Genomic DNA, 16,511 nt, shown 5'->3' with positions numbered 1-16,511 from the left:
ATCGGCATGCCAAAAGGGGCCGTGGATCGGTGATCCACGGCCCCTTCCTCAAGGCGTCAGGTCCGCGGCTTCTCGCGCAGCTCCCACGTCTCGATCACGTCACCGATCTGGATGTCGTTGTAGTTGCCGAGCGTGATACCGCACTCGAAGCCCTCGCGGACCTCGGTCGCGTCGTCCTTGAAACGGCGCAGGCCGGCGATCGTGAGGTTGTCGGACACGACCGCGCCGTCGCGGATCAGGCGCGCCTTGCTGTTGCGCCGGATCAGGCCGGTGCGGACGATGCAGCCCGCGATGTTGCCGAAGCGCGACGAGCGGAAGACCTCGCGGATCTCCGCCTGGCCGAGCTCGACCTCCTCGTAGACCGGCTTGAGCAGGCCCTTGAGCGACGACTCGATGTCCTCGATGGCCTGGTAGATGACGGTGTAGTACCGAATCTCCACGCCCTCGCGGTCGGCCAGGTCGCGCGTGCGGCCTTCGGCCCGCACGTTGAACCCGATGATGATCGCGTCCGAGGCGCTGGCCAGGTTGACGTCGTCCTGCGTGACCGCACCGACACCGCGGTGGATGATCCGCAGCTGGACCTCGTCGGAGACGACGATCTTGACCAGCGCGTCCTCGAGCGCCTCGACCGAGCCCGAGCCGTCACCCTTGAGGATGAGGTTGAGCGTGGTCTTCTCGCCCTGCTTGAGCTGGTCGAACAGCGTCTCCAGGGTGACCCGGCCGGTGCGCGCCGCCATCTCGGCCGCGCGACGGCGGGCCTGCCGCTGCTCGGCGATCTGGCGCGCGGTGCGGTCGTCGTCGGCGGCGAGGAACGTGTCGCCGGCGCCGGGCACCGAGGTCAGGCCGAGCACGAGGACCGGACGGGCCGGACCCGCGTGCGGCACGGGCTTGCCGTTCTCGTCGAGCATCGCGCGGACGCGGCCATAGGCGCGACCGGCGACGATCGAGTCACCGACGTTGAGCGTGCCCTTCTCCACCAGAACGGTGGCGACCGGGCCGCGGCCGCGGTCGAGGTGCGACTCGATCGCGATGCCCTGGGCCGGGCCGTCGACGGGCGCGCGCAGGTCGAGCGCGGCGTCGGCGGTGAGCAGCACGGCCTCGAGGAGTCCGTCGATGTTGATCCGGCTCTTCGCCGAGATGTCGACGAACATCGTCTCGCCGCCGTACTCCTCGGCGACCAGCCCGTACTGCGTGAGCTCCTGCCGCACCTTGGCCGGGTTGGCCTCGGGCTTGTCGATCTTGTTCACCGCGACCACGATCGGCACCTCGGCCGCCTGGGCGTGGTTGAGCGCCTCGATCGTCTGAGGCATCACGCCGTCGTCGGCCGCGACCACCAGGACCACGATGTCCGTGGCCTGCGCACCGCGGGCACGCATGGCGGTGAACGCCTCGTGACCCGGGGTGTCGATGAAGGTGATCGCGCGGTCCTCGCTGTCGTGCTCGACGCGGACCTGGTAGGCACCGATGTGCTGGGTGATGCCGCCGGCCTCGCCCGCCGCGACGTTCGTCTGGCGGATCGCGTCGAGCAGCTTCGTCTTACCGTGGTCGACGTGACCCATGACGGTCACCACCGGCGGCCGGATGACCAGGCGCTCCTCGTCGACCTCGGCGTCGAGGTCGATGTCGAAGCGGGCCAGCAGCTCGCGGTCCTCGTCCTCGGGGCTGACGATCTGCACGTCGAAGCCGAGGTGCTCGCCGAGCAGCTGCAGCGTCTCGTTGGTGCACGACTGGGTGGCCGTCACCATTTCGCCCAGGTTGAACATCTCCTGGACGAGCGAGCCCGGGTTGGCGTTGATCCGGTCGGCGAAGTCCGACAGCGACGCACCCTGCGGCAGGCGGATCGCCTGACCCTGCCCGCGCGGGGCGCCCGAGCCCATGGTGGGCGCGGAGAGGTTGTCGAACTCCTGTCTGCGCTGCTTCTTGGACTTGCGCCCGCGCGTCGGCCGGCCGCCCGGACGCCCGAAGGCACCCGCGGCGCCGCCGCCACGACCGCGACCGCCCGCGCCACCGCCCGGGCGACCGGCAGTGCCGGCACCCGCGCCGGGCGCGCCGCCACCACCGCCGGGACCGCCACGGAAGCCACCGCCACCGCCGCCACCACCGCCGGGACCGCCACGGAAGCCACCGCCACCGCCGGCACCACCGCCGGGACCGCCACGGAAGCCACCGCCACCGCCGCCGCCACCGGGACCGCCGGGACGACCGGCGCCACCACCGGGGCCGCCGCGGAAGCCGCCGCCACCACCGCCCGGACGACCGGGACGGTCACCGCCCGGGCCGCCGCCGGGGCGGCCGGGCCGCTGGCTCGGCATCTGCGACGGGTTGGGCCGGGGGCCGCCCATCGAGGCCGGGTTGGGCCGCGGGGGCATCGAGGACGGGTTGGGCCGCGGGATGTTGCCCGGCGACGGCGGGCGCGGAGTCGCGCCGCCGGAGACGCCGAACGGGTTGTTGCCCGGGGACCGGGCCGGCGGCCGGCCGCCACCGGGACGCGGGCCCTGGCCGGGCCGCGGCCCGGACGGGGTCGGCGCACCGCCGCCGGACGGACCGGGGGCCGGGCCCGGGCGCGGCCCGGGCGTGGGCGCGGGGCCGCCGCCGCTGGGCGGCTGAGGCGTGTCGCGCCGGGTGTTCTCACGCTGACGGGCCTGCTGGGCGGCCTTCATGGTCGCTTCCTGCTCAGCCTTCAGCGCGGCGGCGCGCTGCTCAGCGGCCGCCACCTCGATGTCGTGCGCGCTCGTCGGCCGGACCGCGGGCGGCGTCGGACGCGGTGGGCCGGGAACGGGGCCACGGCCGCCCCCGCCTCCGGAACCACCTGGTCCGCCGCTCGCCGGCGGCTGGGGCCGCTTCGGGGGCGCAAAGGGCTTGGCTGCCGGGGACGGCGTCGGGCGCGGGGCCGCCGGAGCGGGTGCCGACGGTGCCGACGGAGCCGGCGCAGGAGGCGCGGAGGGCGCCGGGGCGGATCCTCCACCGTTTTCGAAGCTCGCACGCAGCCGGCGCGCCACTGGCGCCTCGACCGTGCTGGATGCGGACTTCACGTACTCGCCAAGCTCCTGCAGCTTCGCGAGCACGGTCTTGCTTTCGACCCCGAGCTCTTTCGCCAGCTCGTGTACGCGGGCCTTGCCTGCCACTACACTCCTCACCTCGAGGCCGGGCGGCAAGTTCCGCTCCGACCTCACTCGTGCACTTGAAGCCTGGTCATCTCAGGGACTTCATCGTGTGCTCATGTCCGTCGTCCTACCTTGCGTATTCCGGGTGGGGCGTCGCGCTCCCACCACCGGCGGTTCCGGTCACTGCATATGCTCCGGCTCCGTCACCGCCACCGAGGCGACGGCTTCGGCCAGCGGACCGGTGTCGAAGACCCCGGTGAGGCGCAGAGCCCGCCCGAAGGCGCGCCGACGCTCCGCTAGCGCGAGGCAAGCCGGATCAGGATGCAGGTGCGCTCCCCGACCCGGCCGTCTGCGAGCCGGATCGGGGACAGCCCTGAACTGGCCAGGGCCGCACTCGATCGCGACAAATCGCAGCAACTCGGAGGATGACGCACGCTTCCGGCATCCAATGCAGGTGCGAACCGGCGTAGCCGGAATCGCGGGCATGCCAGCCGGGGGCGTGCGACGTACCGTCAAGAAGTCTACCCTGCACTTTCGGCGCGCGCCGCGCCCGGTCCGGTGACGTGATCGACGTTGCCGTCCGCGGCGTTGTCCGGTCTGATATCGATTCGCCATCCGGTGAGCCTCGCGGCGAGCCGCGCGTTCTGGCCCTCTCTGCCGATGGCCAGGGAAAGCTGGAAGTCCGGGACGGTCACCCGGGCGGCCCGGTTGGCCGCGTCGACGACCTCCACGTTGAGCGCTTTCGCGGGAGAAAGGGCATTTCCCACAAATTGCGCGGGGTCCTCCGACCAGTCGATGATATCGATCTTTTCGCCGTGCAGTTCGCTCATGACGGCACGGACCCGCTGACCCATCGGGCCGATGCAGGCCCCCTTCGCGTTCACCCCCGGGACCGTCGAACGGACCGCGATCTTGGTCCGGTGGCCGGCCTCGCGGGCGATGGCCGCGATCTCCACGGTACCGTCGGCGATCTCCGGCACCTCCAGCGCGAACAGCCGCTTCACCAGGTTGGGGTGCGAGCGCGACAGCGTGACCTGCGGCCCGCGGAAGCCCTTGGCCACGTGGACGACGATGGCCTTGATCCGCTGGCCGTGCTCGTAGCGCTCACCGGGCACCTGCTCGGCCGCGGGCAGCATGCCCTCGATCTTGCCGAGGTCGATGGTGACGATGCCCTTCTCGGCGCGCGCCTCGTGCGCCTGGATCACGCCGGTGACCAGGTCGCCGTCGCGGCCGACGTATTCGCCGAAGTGCGCCTCGTCGGTCGCCTCGCGCAACCGCTGCAGGATGACCTGCTTGGCCGTCATCGCCGCGATCCGGCCGAAGTCGTGCGGGGTGTCGTCGTACTCGCGCACGATGGCGCCGTCCTCGTCGAGGTCCTGGGCGAGCACGGACGCCGCGCCCGTGCGCCGGTCGATCTCGACCCGGGCGTGCGGGTTGGCCCCCTCGGTGTGCCGGTACGCCGTGAGCAGCGCCGTCTCGATCGCCGCAAGGATGGTCTCGAACGGGATCTCGCGCTCGCGCTCCAGTGCGCGGAGGGCCGCAAGGTCGATGTTCACTCCCCGTCCTCCCCTTCCTCATCGTCTTCGTCGTCGATGTCTTCATCATCCGGGTCGGGCAGTTCGGCGAGGCGCTTGAGCTCCACCTGAACCCGTCCCGGGCCGAGCTCGCCGTACGCGTGGGCCTGCCGGTCGCCGTCGACGTCGAGGGTCACCCCGGCGTCGTCGGCCGAGACCACCCGCCCGGTCACCTCGCGACCGGCGGCCCTCACCTTGACCAGCCGGGTGCGATTGCGCCGCCAGTGGCGCGGCAGCGTGAGCGGCCGGTCGACACCCGGCGAGCCGACCTCCAGCTCGTACTCGCCCGCGATCAGCTCGTCGCCGCCGGCCTCGGCCGCATCGAGCGCGGTGGAGATGCCCCGGGAGAGCTCGGCGACGGCGTCGAGGTCGACGCCGGCATCGCTGTCGACCGCGATCCGCAGCAGATGCCGCCGCCCGACGCGGGTGACGGTGAGGTCCTCGAGGTCGTAGCCGCCCTGCGTGACGACCGGTTCGACCACCGCGAGGAGGCGCTGTCGGTGCTGTTGCGCCATAGATCGACACCCCTCCTTCAGGCACCCGCACGGGCGCACGGCTTATCGCCGCCTGCGTCACGACGCGCGGGCGGCTCGTGCAGAGCGTAACGCGACGTGACTCGGGACGTCCCGGCGGCGCTCCGAAGGCCACCCGGCCGCGCCCCCGCGCGGCCCCCGGCGGCGCGTTCCCGACGCCGGCGCCGCGCGACCGGGCGGGTGAGGGGAACACCTCACCGAGGGCGGGTGCACCGCAAATCGCCCGGATGGTGTTCACTATGCGCGTGCCAATCCGCCGACGCGCTCTGCTCGCCGCCGCCGTGGTGGCCACAACCGGCTCGGTGGCGGGCTGTAACCCGCTCGGTGGCAAGCAGCAGCCGCAGTGGAGCCCGGCACCAGACGTACTGCTGCCACTGCTGACCCGGACCGTCGCGTTGCGGGACCGTTACGCGGAGGTCCTCACGGCGTTCCCGGCTCTCCAGGACCGCATCGGGCCGCTCAAGGACGACCACGCCCAGCACGTGATCGCGCTCGCCCGCGAGATCGGCCTGCCGGAGGCCGGGCCGTTCCCGGCCGCGAGCGGCTCCGCCGGGGCCGGCGCGGAGCCGTCCGCCACGTCCACGGCGGTGCCGACCGAGCAGAGCGCGGCCCTGTCCGACCTGGCCGCGCTGGAGAAGGCCGGCCGCCAGGAGGCGGAGGCGGCGTGCCTGGCCGCGCCGTCGTACCGCGCGGCGCTGCTCGGCTCCATCGCCGCCTGCCGCGCAGGACATCAGGAGGTGCTGGCGTGACTCCCGCCGACGAGCGGCTCATGGCGGTGCTGCAGGCCGAGCACGCGGCCATCTACGGCTACGGGGTGCTGGGGCCGAAGCTCGACGGCGCGACCGTGGCCCTGGCGCACAACGCCGACAACGCCCACCGGACGCGCCGCGACGCCCTGATCGTGCGACTTTCCTCGGCCGGGCTGACGCCGCCGCCGACCGCCGCGAGCTACCAGCTGCCGTTCGCGCTCGCCGACCGCGCGTCCGCGCTGAAGCTGGCGGTACTGCTGGAGGACCGCACGGCGGCCCAGTGGCACCTGGCGCTGCCGGCCACCGACGGCGACGTCCGCAAGATCGTGCTGGACGCGCTCGTCGACTGCACGACGCGGGCCGTGGGGTTCCGCAAGGCGGGCAGCCTGACCCCGCTTGTGCCGGCATTTCCGGGCAAAACCACATAAGTCGGGAAAGTCCGTTGCGTCGGCGCGAAGCGGACGCGGCGGCGATACTCCCGAAAGCGTGCCACAGCAAGGCCGCGCCACCCCATCGGGCTGTCCGCTCCGCGACGATCGTTGCATCACGCCACAAGCGTCTAGACGAGAGGAGGACCCGACATGCGCCGCACCGCGTGGGCCGGTCCGACGATGCAACCGCGTCGTTAACAAATACGCCGTCTCGTGAGCCTGCCGTCTCGGGGAACACCGGCCCCCGGGACGGATCAGGCCGCGAGGGCTCAGGCCACCACACCGATGAAATCGCCGACAACACAACCGTAGGAAGCCCCGGCCGCCGCCGCACCCAGCAGCAGCTGCCGGGCATAGCTCACGGCAGGGTCAGGATCTCGTAGCCGTCCTCGGTCACCAGGATCGTGTGCTCGAACTGCGCCGTCCACTTGCGGTCCTTGGTGACGACGGTCCAGCCGTCCTTCCAGATGTCGTACTCGTGCGTGCCCAACGTGATCATCGGCTCGATGGTGAACGTCATCCCCGGCTCCATGATCGTGGTCAGCCGCGGGTTGTCGTAGTGGGGCACGTAGAGCCCGGTGTGGAACACCTCGTTGATGCCGTGCCCGGTGAAGTCGCGCACCACGCCGTACTGGAAGCGCTTGGCGTACGCCTCGATGACCCGGCCGATCGCGTTGAGCGGGCGCCCGGGCGCGACCGCGCGGATACCCCGCATCATCGCCTCGCGGGTGCGCTCGACGAGCAGCCGGTCCTCCTCCGCGACGTCGCCGACGCAGAACGTCTGGTTGGTGTCGCCGTGCACGCCGCCGATGAACGCGGTCACGTCGACGTTGAGGATGTCGCCGTCCTCGATCACGGTGGAGTCCGGGATGCCGTGGCAGATCACCTCGTTGAGCGAGGTGCAGCACGACTTCGGGAAGCCCTTGTACCCGAGCGTCGACGGGTAGGCGCCGTGGTCGCACAGGAACTCGTGCACGACGCGGTCGATCTCGTCGGTCGTCACGCCCGGCCGCGCGTGCTCGCCGGCCAGCGCGGTCGCCTGCGCCGCCAGCTTGCCCGCCACCCGCATCCGCTCGATGATCTCGGGCGGCTGCACGTCGGACCCGCGGTGCTTGGCCGGAGCCCGCTTGCCGACATACTCGGGGCGCACGATGTCGGCGGGGACGTGACGCCAGGGACTCTGCGTGCCGGGGGCGAGCGGTGCGCGAACCTTCATGGCCAGAAGCCTAACGCGCGTCAACACCGGGCTGTCCGGGTAACCACCCAGCCATGATCGACGGCCCGGGCGCCAACCGGACAGCCCCGCGTGCCGGTCAGGCCTCCTCGGCGAACAACTCCTCGACCGGAACCACCCGGGTCTCGACGTAGCGGACGCCTTCCAGCCGGTAGATGTGAACCACGTAACCGGACGGCTCGGCCTGGACGCGCCAGTACTCGGGGATGCCAGCCTGGGCGTACACCTTCGGCTTCACGATCCGGTCCTCGTCGCGGGTCGTCGGCGACTCGACCTCGATCACGAGATCGAACAAATCGGGCGCAACTGGGCCCCTTGGCGGCGGAACCACCCCGGGACGAAGGCGCGCTACGTCCGGAATTCGAAAATTGTACTGATCGAACTGGATACCGACTTCCTGCGTCGCCTCGCGGCCCCGATCATCGAAGTGGCGGCAAAGCCGATATCCAAGCCTCTGATGCTCGTAGCCGGCCGTCGGCGCCATCCGTAGCGCTCCCTCGTGCAGCTCGTAGAGGAAGCCCTCCTCGTGGTTGATGCCCCAAAGGACATCGTGGACGGTGAGACCCTCCGACTGGCTCCCGTTCCTGTCCAGCACGGCAACCTTTCCCATTGCGCGAGGTTAACATGGATTATGGCCGTGTGGCCATATTCCCCCTGTGGGCGCGTGCGGCCTCCACGAACGCGGCGAACAGGCGGAAGTCGGTGGTGTCCTCCGGGTGCCACTGGACGCCCATCGCGAAGGTCTTCGACGGGTCCTCGACGACCTCGATGAGGTTGTCCTCCGGGCACCAGCCGGTCGGGACGAGCCGGCCCGGGTCGGCGCAGCCCTGGTGGTGGAACGAGTTGACGATCACCGCGTCGCCGAGGATCGCGGCCGCGCGGGAGCCGCGCGAGAGGCGCACCGGGTGCTCGCCGAACTTCGGGCCGCTCACCGGGCGGTGGTTGTGGTGCCCGAGGACGTCGGGCAGGTGCTGGTGCAGGCGCCCGCCATACGCGACGCACATGAGCTGCATGCCGCGGCAGATGCCGAACAGGGGCAGGTCGGCGTCGAGTGCGGCCCGCATGAGCAGCAGCTCGGCGGCGTCCCGCTCCGGTTTGACCTTGGTGGTGGCGTGCGGGGGCTCGCCGTACAGGTCGGGGTTCACGTCCGAGCCGCCGGTGAACATGATGCCGTCGAGGCCCTCGAGCACGTCGACGTCGGGATCGTCGGGGGTGACGAGAACCGCCCGGCCGCCCGAGCTGTGCACCGCGTGCACGTAGGACAGCGGCAGCACCGCGGAGAAGGTGTCGTTGAGGCCGAAGCGCGTTTCCTCGGCGTACGTGGTCAGGCCGATGACCGGTCGCGACATGACCTCAACTTAGCCCTATCGGGGTGAGGTTGTGCAGGATGTCCAGGGCGCGTTCCTCAGCGACGGCCGGGTCGACGTCCGGCCCGGAGATCCGCGGATCCCAGTTGAGGTCGTAGAAGACCTCGGTAACGCCCTGGGTGCCCAGCCACGCGACGTCCTCGCGGATCTTCTCCCACGAGCCGTCGAGCAGGCCCCGCTCGGGGCGGAAGAGCACGCCGCGGCACACGATGCGCAGCCGCGCCGGGTCGCGCCCCGCCTTCTGCGCGCCCGCGCGCACCAGTTCGACGTCCTTGCCGATCTGGGTGAGGTCCTGGGCGCTGCGGCTCACCCAGCCGTCGGCGATCTCCCCGGCGCGGCGCAGCGCGGCCGGCACCGAGCCGCCGAGCAGGATCGGCACGCCGCCCGCCTGTACCGGCTTGGGCAGCATCCGGCTCGGCGGGATGCGGTAGAACTCCCCCTCGAACTCACTCACGTCGTCACGCCACAGGGTGCGCAGCGCCGCGACGTACTCGCGCGTCCGCGCGGGCCGCCGGTCCCCCTGCACGCCGGTGGCGACGAACTCGGCCTCCGACCACCCGGTGCCGAGCCCGAGGTCGATCCGGCCGCCGCTGAGCACGTCGAGCGTGGCGGCCTGCTTGGCCAGGTATGCCGGCGACACGAACGGCAGGTTGACGACCGCGACGCCGAGCCGGATGGTCTCGGTGCGCCCGGCCGCGTACCCGAGCGCGACGAGCGGGTCGAGCACGGTGCGGTACACCGGCTCGGGCTCCTGGTCGGCGCCGACGAGCAGTCTCTGGAAGGCCCAGAGGGAGTCGTACCCCAGCCGCTCCGCCTCGGCCGCTATCCGCCCCAGCGGCCCCGGCGTGGCCCACGTGCCCGACACCGGCAGCCCGAACCCGATCCGCATAGCCCCCGACCGTAGTTCAGATCGCGGCGACGAGCGCGGCAAAGGGCCGCACGTCGCCCGCCTCCTCCGGGTGCCACTGCACGCCGAGGACGAACCGGCGCCCGGGGTCTTCGAGGGCCTCGACGACGTCGTCGTCGGCCCAGCCGGTGACGGTGAGCGTGCCTGGCTTGTCGACGGCCTGGTGGTGGTACGAGTTCACCTCGGCGGTCGGGCCGAACACCGCGGCGGCGCGGGAGCCGGGCGCGAACCGCGCCGGGTGCGCCCCGTAGACGCCGGGCGCCGGCTGGTGGCGCCCGTCGCCGAGCAGCTCGGGCAGGTGCTGCACCAGCGTGCCGCCGCAGGCGACCGCGAGCAGCTCCATGCCGCGGCACACGCCGAGGACCGGCAGGTCGGCGTCGAGCGCCGCGGCGAGGACCGCCAGCTCCCCGGCGTCGCGGTCGGGGCGCGTCTTCGTGGTGGGGTGCGCGACCGCGCCGTAGCGGGCCGGCTCGATGTCGGCGCCGCCCGCCAGGACGAGCCCGTCGAGCCGGCCGACGAGCGCGGCCGCGTCCGCGGGGCCGCCGAGGTCGTCCGGCGGCAGCACGACGGGGCGCGCGCCGGCCTCGCGCACCATCCGCACGTACGCCTCGGGAATCAGCACGGCTCGGGTGTCCCACACGCCCCACCGCGCCGGCTCGGCGTAGGCGGTGATCCCGACCAGGGGCCTCGTCATGAGATCCGGCCCGGCTACAGCGGCGTGACGTAGGCGCCGGTGATGCCGCCGTCCACCAGGAACGTGGAGGCCGTGATGAACGACGCGTCGTCGCTGGCCAGGAACGCCACCGCGCCCGCGATCTCCTCCGGGGTGCCGAAGCGACCCATCGGCACGTGGACCAGGCGGCGCTGGGCGCGCTCCGGGTCCTTGGCGAAGAGCTCCATGAGCAGCGGGGTGGCGATCGGGCCGGGGCACAGCGCGTTGACCCGCACGCCCTGCCGCGCGAACTGCACGCCGAGCTCGCGGGTCATCGACAGCACCGCACCCTTGGAGGCGGTATAGGCGATCTGCGAGGTGGCGGCGCCCAGCAGGGCCACGAAGCTGGCGGTATTGATGATCGAGCCCTTGCCCTGGGCGAGCATGTGCGGGATGGCGTACTTGCAGCAGAAGTAGACGCTGGTGCTGTTGACCTTGAGCACGCGCTCCCAGGCCTCGAGTCCCGTATCGAGGATCGAGTCGTCGTCCGGCGGGGAGATGCCGGCGTTGTTGAAGGCGATGTCGAGCCGGCCGTAGCGCTGCGCCACGCCGTCGAACAGCGCCTTGACCGCGGCCTCGTCGGCCACGTCGGCGGCGACGAACTCGCCGCCCACCTCGTCGGCGGCGGCCTTGCCGGCGTCCTCGTTCAGGTCGACCGCCACCACCTTCGCGCCCTCGGACGCGAAGCGGCGCGCGGTAGCGAGGCCGATGCCGCTGCCGGCCCCGGTGATGACCGCGACGCGGTCCTGCAGACGTGCCTGCACCTAAACCTCCGTGCTGAAGTAGACGTTCTTGACTTCGCAGAACGCGGCGAGCGCGTCCGGGCCGAGCTCGCGGCCGAGGCCGCTCTGCTTGACCCCGCCGAACGGGGTCCAGTAGCGCACCGAGGAGTGCGAGTTGACGCTGAGGTTGCCGGACTCCACGCCGCGGGCGACGCGGATGCCGCGGCCGAGGTCGCGGGTCCAGATCGAGCCGGACAGGCCGTACTCGGTGTCGTTGGCCAGCCGGATCGCCTCGGCCTCGTCGTCGAAGCGCAGCACGGACAGGACCGGGCCGAAGATCTCCTCGCGCCAGTGGCGGTCCTGGGCCGACTTCGCGGTGAGGACGGTCGGCGCCATCCAGTAGCCGGGGCCGTCGGGCGCGCTGCCGCGGAAGGCGACCGCGTCGTCGTCCACGTAGGACCGCACGGACTCGAGCTGCCCGGCCGAGATGAGCGGGCCCATCTGCGCGGACTCGAGCGCCGGGTCCTCGCAGCGGAACGCCCGCACCGACTGCTCCAGCAGGCCCATGAACTCGTCGTAGACGCTCGCCTGCACGAGCAGGCGCGACCGGGCGCAGCAGTCCTGGCCGGCGTTGTCGAACACCGAGCCGGGCGCGGACGCGGCGGCCCTGGCGAGGTCGGCGTCGGCGAAGACGATGTTGGCGCTCTTGCCGCCGAGCTCCAGGGTCACCCGCTTCACCTGGTCGGCGCAGCCGGCCATGATGCGCTTGCCGACCTCGGTGGACCCGGTGAAGCAGACCTTGCGGACCAGCGGGTGGGTGACGAAGCGCTGGCCGACGACCGAGCCCTTGCCCGGCAGTACCGTGAAGACACCCTCGGGCAGGCCCGCCTCCAGGGCCAGCTCGCCGAGCCGGATCGCGGTGAGCGGGGTGAGCTCGGCCGGCTTGAGCACGACGGTGTTGCCCGCGGCGAGGGCGGGCGCGAAGCCCCAGCCGGCGATCGGCATCGGGAAATTCCAGGGGACGATGACGCCGACGACGCCGACCGGCTCGTAGAAGGTGACGTCCAGGCCCCCGGGGACCGGGATCTGGCGGCCGCTGAGCCGCTCGGGCGCCCCGGCGTAGTAGTCGAGGACGTCGCGGACGTTGCCGGCCTCCCAACGGGCGTTGCCGATGGTGTGCCCGGCGTTGCGCACCTCGAGCCGCGCCAGCTCCTCGATGTGCTCGTCGACGACGGCGGCGAAGCGGCGCAGCAGCCGCGCGCGGTCGCCCGGCGCGACCGCGCGCCAGGCGGGGAACGCGGCGTGGGCGCGCTCGATCGCGGCGTCGGTCTCCGCCAGGCCGAGCGACGGTACGGTCGCCACGACCTCCTCGGTGACCGGAGAGATGACGTCGTGCATGGGCATACCTTTCAGAGCCGTTCGAAGCCGCGCATGAGCTCCCAGTCGGTGACCGCCGCGTCAAACGCTGCCAGCTCGATGCGCGCCATGTTGGCGTAATGCGCGACGACGTCGTCGCCGAAGGCCTCGCGGGCGGCGTCGCTGGCCTCCCACAGCTCCAGCGCCTCGCGCAGCGTGGCGGGCACGCGCGGGGCGTCGGCGTCCTCGTAGGCGTTGCCGTGGTAGACGTCCTCCAGCCGCAGCCCGTGCCGGATGCCGTGCAGCGCGCCGGCGGTCATGGCGGCGATGGCGAGGTACGGGTTGACGTCGGCGCCGGGCACCCGGTTCTCGACGCGCATGGAGGGGCCGTGGCCGACGAGGCGCAGCGCGCACGTGCGGTTGTCCAGGCCCCAGCGCACCGCGGTCGGGGCGAAGGAGCCGACCTGGAAGCGCTTGTAGGAGTTGATGTTCGGCGCGTAGAAGAGGGTGAAGTCGCGCAGCGTCGCGAGGATGCCGGCCATCGCGCTCTGGAACACCGGCGAGATCCCGTGCTCGCCGTCGCCGGCCACGGCGGGGCGGTCGTCGGCGGCCGAGCGCAGCGAGAAGTGGATGTGACAGGAGTTGCCCTCGCGGGCGTTGGGCTTGGCCATGAACGTGATGGAGACGCCCTCCTGCGCGGCGATCTCCTTCGCGCCGTTCTTGTACAGCACGTGCCCGTCGGCGTTGGGCAGCGCGGCGTCGTAGCGGAACGCGATCTCCAGCTGCCCGAGGTTGCACTCGCCCTTGGCGCTCTCCGGGGCCAGCCCGGCGCCGGCCATCTCGTTGCGGATGCGGCGCAGCAGCGGCTCGACGCGCGAGGTCTGCAGCACCGAGTAGTCGGAGTTGAACAGGGTGACGGGCGTCAGTTCGCGGTACCCCCGCCGGAAAGCGTCCTCATAGGAATCTCTGAATGCGATGAACTCGAGCTCGGTGCCGGTCCAGGCGGTGTACCCCGCGCCGCCGAGCGCAGCGACCTGGGCCTGCAGGATCTGCCGGGGCGACGCGGTCACCGGGGCGCCGCCCTCCAGCAGCCGCAGGTCGGCCAGGACCAGGGCGGTGCCGGGGTGCCACGGGATGCGGCGCAGGGTGGCGAAGTCGGGGATCATCGCGAAGTCGCCGTAGCCGCCGGCCCAGGAGGACATCGCGTAGCCGTCGACGGTGTTCATGTCGACGTCGACGGCGAGCAGATAGTTGCAGCCCTCGGTGCCGTGCGCGACGACGTCGGCGAGGAAGTGCCGGGCGTGGAACCGCTTGCCCTGCAGCCTGCCCTGCATGTCCGTGACGGCCACGATGACGGTGTCGATCTCGCCCTCGTTCACGGCGATGCGCAGCTGCTCGACGGTCAACATCGGCTTCCCCTAAAGGTCTAGAACCAAACCATAAACTCAACCCAGCAGACCGCGCAACAGTGCCGCGGTGCCGTCGCAGTGCTCTTCCATCTCGCTGCGGGCGACCACCGGATCGCCCGCCAGGATCGCCTCGACCACGCGCTCGTGCTGGGCGTCGGAGTGGTCGAGATTGCGCCGCAGCACCGGGATCGAGGCGAGGAGCCGGTCCAGCCGCAGCTGCACGTCGGCGATGGACGCCGCCACCGAGGTGGATCCACTGGCCGCGGCGATCGCCAGGTGCAGCCGGGAGTCGTTGACCCGCCGGGTCAGCGGGTCACGGGTGCGCGCGCCGGCCAGGCACGCCACCAGGTGCGCACGGTCGGCCGCGGACAGCGCCCGGGTCGCGGCGAGCGCGGCCGCGCCCGGCTCCAGCACGCGGCGGAAGTCCAGCGCGTCGTGCAGCGCGTCGCCCATCTCCCGGGCGAGCGCCGCGGCGTCCAGCGCGTGAGCGCCGTCGACCGCCTCGCCGCTGGCGCGGACCACGAACGTGCCGCCGGAGCGGCCGCGGCGCGACTCCAGAAACCCGGCCTCGCGCAGGGCGGCGATCGCCTCCCGCAGCGTGACGCGGCTGACCTGGAGCCGCTCGGCGAGCTCACGCTCGGGCGGGAGCCGCTCTCCCACCGACACCAGCCCGAGCCGGATCGCCTGGGCCAGTCGGGCGACGGTGATCTCGAAGGCGTTGCCGCCCCGCACCGGCCGCCACATCGGCACACCCGACAGGGGCTCCGTCGCCACCGGCATCCGACCTCCCAGAAGCGGTCCCCGGGCCGGCGCACCCCGGCCGACCCGGAGACCATCATCCCCTACTCCGCCACGGTCGCCGCGTCGTCGGCGACGGCCTCGTCGATGGTCCGGATAGGACCGTTGAACCACTTCTTCGCCGACAGCACCCACCACAGCGCGGCGCCGCCGATGACGATGAGCAGCGCGATCGGTGCGTAGTTCACCGCGGTCCAGGTGAAGCCCTCGTGGCCCGGGATCGCGGTCGGCGTGAACGGCATCATGAAGTAGATCGCCACGATCACGATCTCGGACACGGCGATCCAGCCGAGCACCTTGTACTTGCGGCCCAGCGTCCACGGGCCGGGCACGAACCGGTCGCCCATCCGCAGCCGCAGGTAGATCGGGATCAGGAACGCGACGTAGAGGCCGATGACGGCGACGGAGACGACGGCGTAGAACGCGGTCGGCGCGCCGGTCGGGCTCTTGTACAGCGCCGGCAGGGTCAGCACGCCACCGGCGATGGCCGCGCCGATGATCGCGTTGACCGGGGTGCCGTTGCGGTCCACCTTGGACCACAGCCGCCAGCCGGGCACCGCGCGGTCGCGGCTGAACGCGTAGGTCATCCGGGACATGCTCGTCACGCAGCTCATGCCGCAGAAGAACTGCCCGATCGTGGAGATGAGGATGACCGCCTTGAAGAAGGCGGGGCTCAGCGCCGTCTCGAAGATGGCGCCGGAGAACCCGCTGGCCGCGGTGATCGCGTCGACGTTGGTCGCGGCGAACAGGAACGACAGCAGCAGGATCCAGCCGCCGATCGCCGAGTAGAAGATGGACTGCCACAGGCCCTTCGCGGCCGCGGTCGACGCGCCCTTGGTCTCCTCCGAGACGTGGGCACAAGCATCAAAACCGGTGATGGTGTACTGCGTGAGCAGGAACCCGAACGGCAGGACGAGGAACCAGTAGGTGCCGTCGGAGTACCCGGAGTGGTTGAAGCGCTCGGTGAAGACGAACTGCAGGCTCTGGTGCTTCTCGGGCACGAACACGAGGATGAGCACGATGGCGGCCGAGCCGGCCACGTGCCACCACACCGAGACGTTCTGCAGCACGTCGATGATGTTGTGACCCCAGATGTTGATGGCCATGTGCGCGGCCAGGATCACGACGAACAGCAGGAACGTCAGGTAGAGGTTGGTGCTGTCCCAGGAGCTGTAGGCGTCCAGGACGAGGCTGAGGAACGTGGCGCAGCCGTAGTCCACCGACGCGGTGACCGCGATCAGGCCGACGAGGTTGAGCCAGCCGGTGAACCAGCCGTGCACCGGCCGCCCCATCCGGGCCGCCCACCAGTAGATGCCGCCGGCCGTCGGGTATGCCGAGACCAGCTCCGACATGCAGAAGCCGATGATCAGGATGAAGATCGAGATGAGCGGCCAGCCCCACGAGATGGCGATCGGGCCGCCGTTCATCCAGGCCTGGCCGAAGGTCGTGAAGCAGCCGGCCAGGATCGAGATGATGGAGAACGAGATGGCAAAGTTGGAGAACCCGCTCCACTTGCGGCGGAGTTCCTGCTTGTAGCCCAGTTCGGCAAGCCGCTTCTCGTCGTCGTCGATCGGCAGGTCGGCCTGGGTCGGCGATGCCGACATGGCACCTCCTC

16 protein-coding genes are annotated in these 16,511 nt (G+C 71.6%); 2 read left to right on the top strand and 14 right to left on the bottom strand.

Features of this window, described 5'->3' with window-relative positions:
• Positions 1-56 precede the first annotated feature (56 nt).
• From infB to rimP, 4 genes are all read right to left on the bottom strand, one after another.
• Positions 57-3,125 (bottom strand): translation initiation factor IF-2, encoded by a 3,069-nt coding sequence (gene infB / locus ACGFI8_RS02075; RefSeq protein WP_392798621.1) that lies wholly within the window; start codon positions 3,123-3,125, stop codon positions 57-59.
• A 159-nt stretch (positions 3,126-3,284) separates the two neighbouring features.
• Positions 3,285-3,590 carry a YlxR family protein gene (locus tag ACGFI8_RS02070; protein ID WP_392799613.1) on the bottom strand — a complete coding sequence of 102 codons (306 nt, stop codon included), beginning with the start codon at positions 3,588-3,590 and terminating at the stop codon, positions 3,285-3,287.
• Positions 3,591-3,625: 35 nt separating this feature from the next.
• On the bottom strand, positions 3,626-4,660 hold the full coding sequence (nusA, locus tag ACGFI8_RS02065) for a transcription termination factor NusA (protein WP_392798619.1): 1,035 nt from the start codon (positions 4,658-4,660) through the stop codon (positions 3,626-3,628).
• The gene (gene rimP, locus ACGFI8_RS02060; RefSeq protein WP_392798617.1) at positions 4,657-5,193 is read right to left on the bottom strand and encodes a ribosome maturation factor RimP; all 537 of its coding nucleotides are present in this window, start codon (positions 5,191-5,193) and stop codon (positions 4,657-4,659) included. The genes nusA and rimP overlap by 4 nt, the downstream gene beginning before the upstream one ends.
• 257 nt (positions 5,194-5,450) lie before the next feature.
• Between rimP and ACGFI8_RS02055 the strand changes: the two genes are divergently transcribed.
• Positions 5,451-5,960: a hypothetical protein gene (locus ACGFI8_RS02055; RefSeq protein WP_392798614.1), complete on the top strand. Its 510-nt coding sequence runs from the start codon at positions 5,451-5,453 to the stop codon at positions 5,958-5,960.
• The gene (locus ACGFI8_RS02050) at positions 5,957-6,388 is read left to right on the top strand and encodes a ferritin-like domain-containing protein (protein ID WP_392798613.1); all 432 of its coding nucleotides are present in this window, start codon (positions 5,957-5,959) and stop codon (positions 6,386-6,388) included. Before ACGFI8_RS02055 ends, ACGFI8_RS02050 begins: the two co-directional genes overlap by 4 nt.
• A 361-nt stretch (positions 6,389-6,749) precedes the next feature.
• On the opposite strand, the gene map is transcribed toward ACGFI8_RS02050, so the two are convergent.
• The 10 genes from map to ACGFI8_RS02000 form a co-directional block, all read right to left on the bottom strand.
• Positions 6,750-7,607 carry a type I methionyl aminopeptidase gene (gene map, locus ACGFI8_RS02045; protein WP_392798610.1) on the bottom strand — a complete coding sequence of 286 codons (858 nt, stop codon included), beginning with the start codon at positions 7,605-7,607 and terminating at the stop codon, positions 6,750-6,752.
• 97 nt (positions 7,608-7,704) lie between these two features.
• Positions 7,705-8,235 carry a Uma2 family endonuclease gene (locus ACGFI8_RS02040; protein WP_392798607.1) on the bottom strand — a complete coding sequence of 177 codons (531 nt, stop codon included), beginning with the start codon at positions 8,233-8,235 and terminating at the stop codon, positions 7,705-7,707.
• A gap of 19 nt (positions 8,236-8,254) precedes the next feature.
• Positions 8,255-8,974, bottom strand: coding sequence for a gamma-glutamyl-gamma-aminobutyrate hydrolase family protein (locus tag ACGFI8_RS02035; protein WP_392798605.1), 720 nt, complete (start codon positions 8,972-8,974; stop codon positions 8,255-8,257).
• 4 nt (positions 8,975-8,978) lie between these two features.
• A complete protein-coding gene (locus tag ACGFI8_RS02030; RefSeq protein WP_392798602.1) occupies positions 8,979-9,881 on the bottom strand; it encodes an LLM class flavin-dependent oxidoreductase in 903 nt (300 codons plus the stop codon).
• 16 nt (positions 9,882-9,897) lie between these two features.
• Entirely contained in the window at positions 9,898-10,593 is a 696-nt protein-coding gene (locus ACGFI8_RS02025; protein WP_392798599.1) for a gamma-glutamyl-gamma-aminobutyrate hydrolase family protein, read from the bottom strand.
• A gap of 14 nt (positions 10,594-10,607) precedes the next feature.
• A complete protein-coding gene (locus ACGFI8_RS02020; RefSeq protein ID WP_392798597.1) occupies positions 10,608-11,375 on the bottom strand; it encodes a 3-oxoacyl-ACP reductase in 768 nt (255 codons plus the stop codon).
• A complete protein-coding gene (locus ACGFI8_RS02015) occupies positions 11,376-12,731 on the bottom strand; it encodes an aldehyde dehydrogenase family protein (protein WP_392798595.1) in 1,356 nt (451 codons plus the stop codon).
• Positions 12,732-12,742: 11 nt separating this feature from the next.
• Complete coding sequence (locus tag ACGFI8_RS02010) at positions 12,743-14,098, bottom strand: glutamine synthetase family protein (RefSeq protein ID WP_392798593.1); 1,356 nt, start codon at positions 14,096-14,098, stop codon at positions 12,743-12,745.
• Between the two features lie 36 nt (positions 14,099-14,134).
• Positions 14,135-14,878 carry a FadR/GntR family transcriptional regulator gene (locus ACGFI8_RS02005; protein ID WP_392798591.1) on the bottom strand — a complete coding sequence of 248 codons (744 nt, stop codon included), beginning with the start codon at positions 14,876-14,878 and terminating at the stop codon, positions 14,135-14,137.
• Positions 14,879-14,940: 62 nt separating this feature from the next.
• Positions 14,941-16,500 (bottom strand): amino acid permease, encoded by a 1,560-nt coding sequence (locus ACGFI8_RS02000; RefSeq protein WP_392798589.1) that lies wholly within the window; start codon positions 16,498-16,500, stop codon positions 14,941-14,943.
• Positions 16,501-16,511 lie beyond the last annotated feature (11 nt).

It is taken from the genome of Dactylosporangium sp. NPDC048998 (assembly GCF_043197855.1).
Lineage (GTDB): Bacteria > Actinomycetota > Actinomycetes > Mycobacteriales > Micromonosporaceae > Dactylosporangium.
Note: the sequence above shows the minus strand (reverse complement) of the source record. Positions and strands in the feature narration are given on the sequence as shown.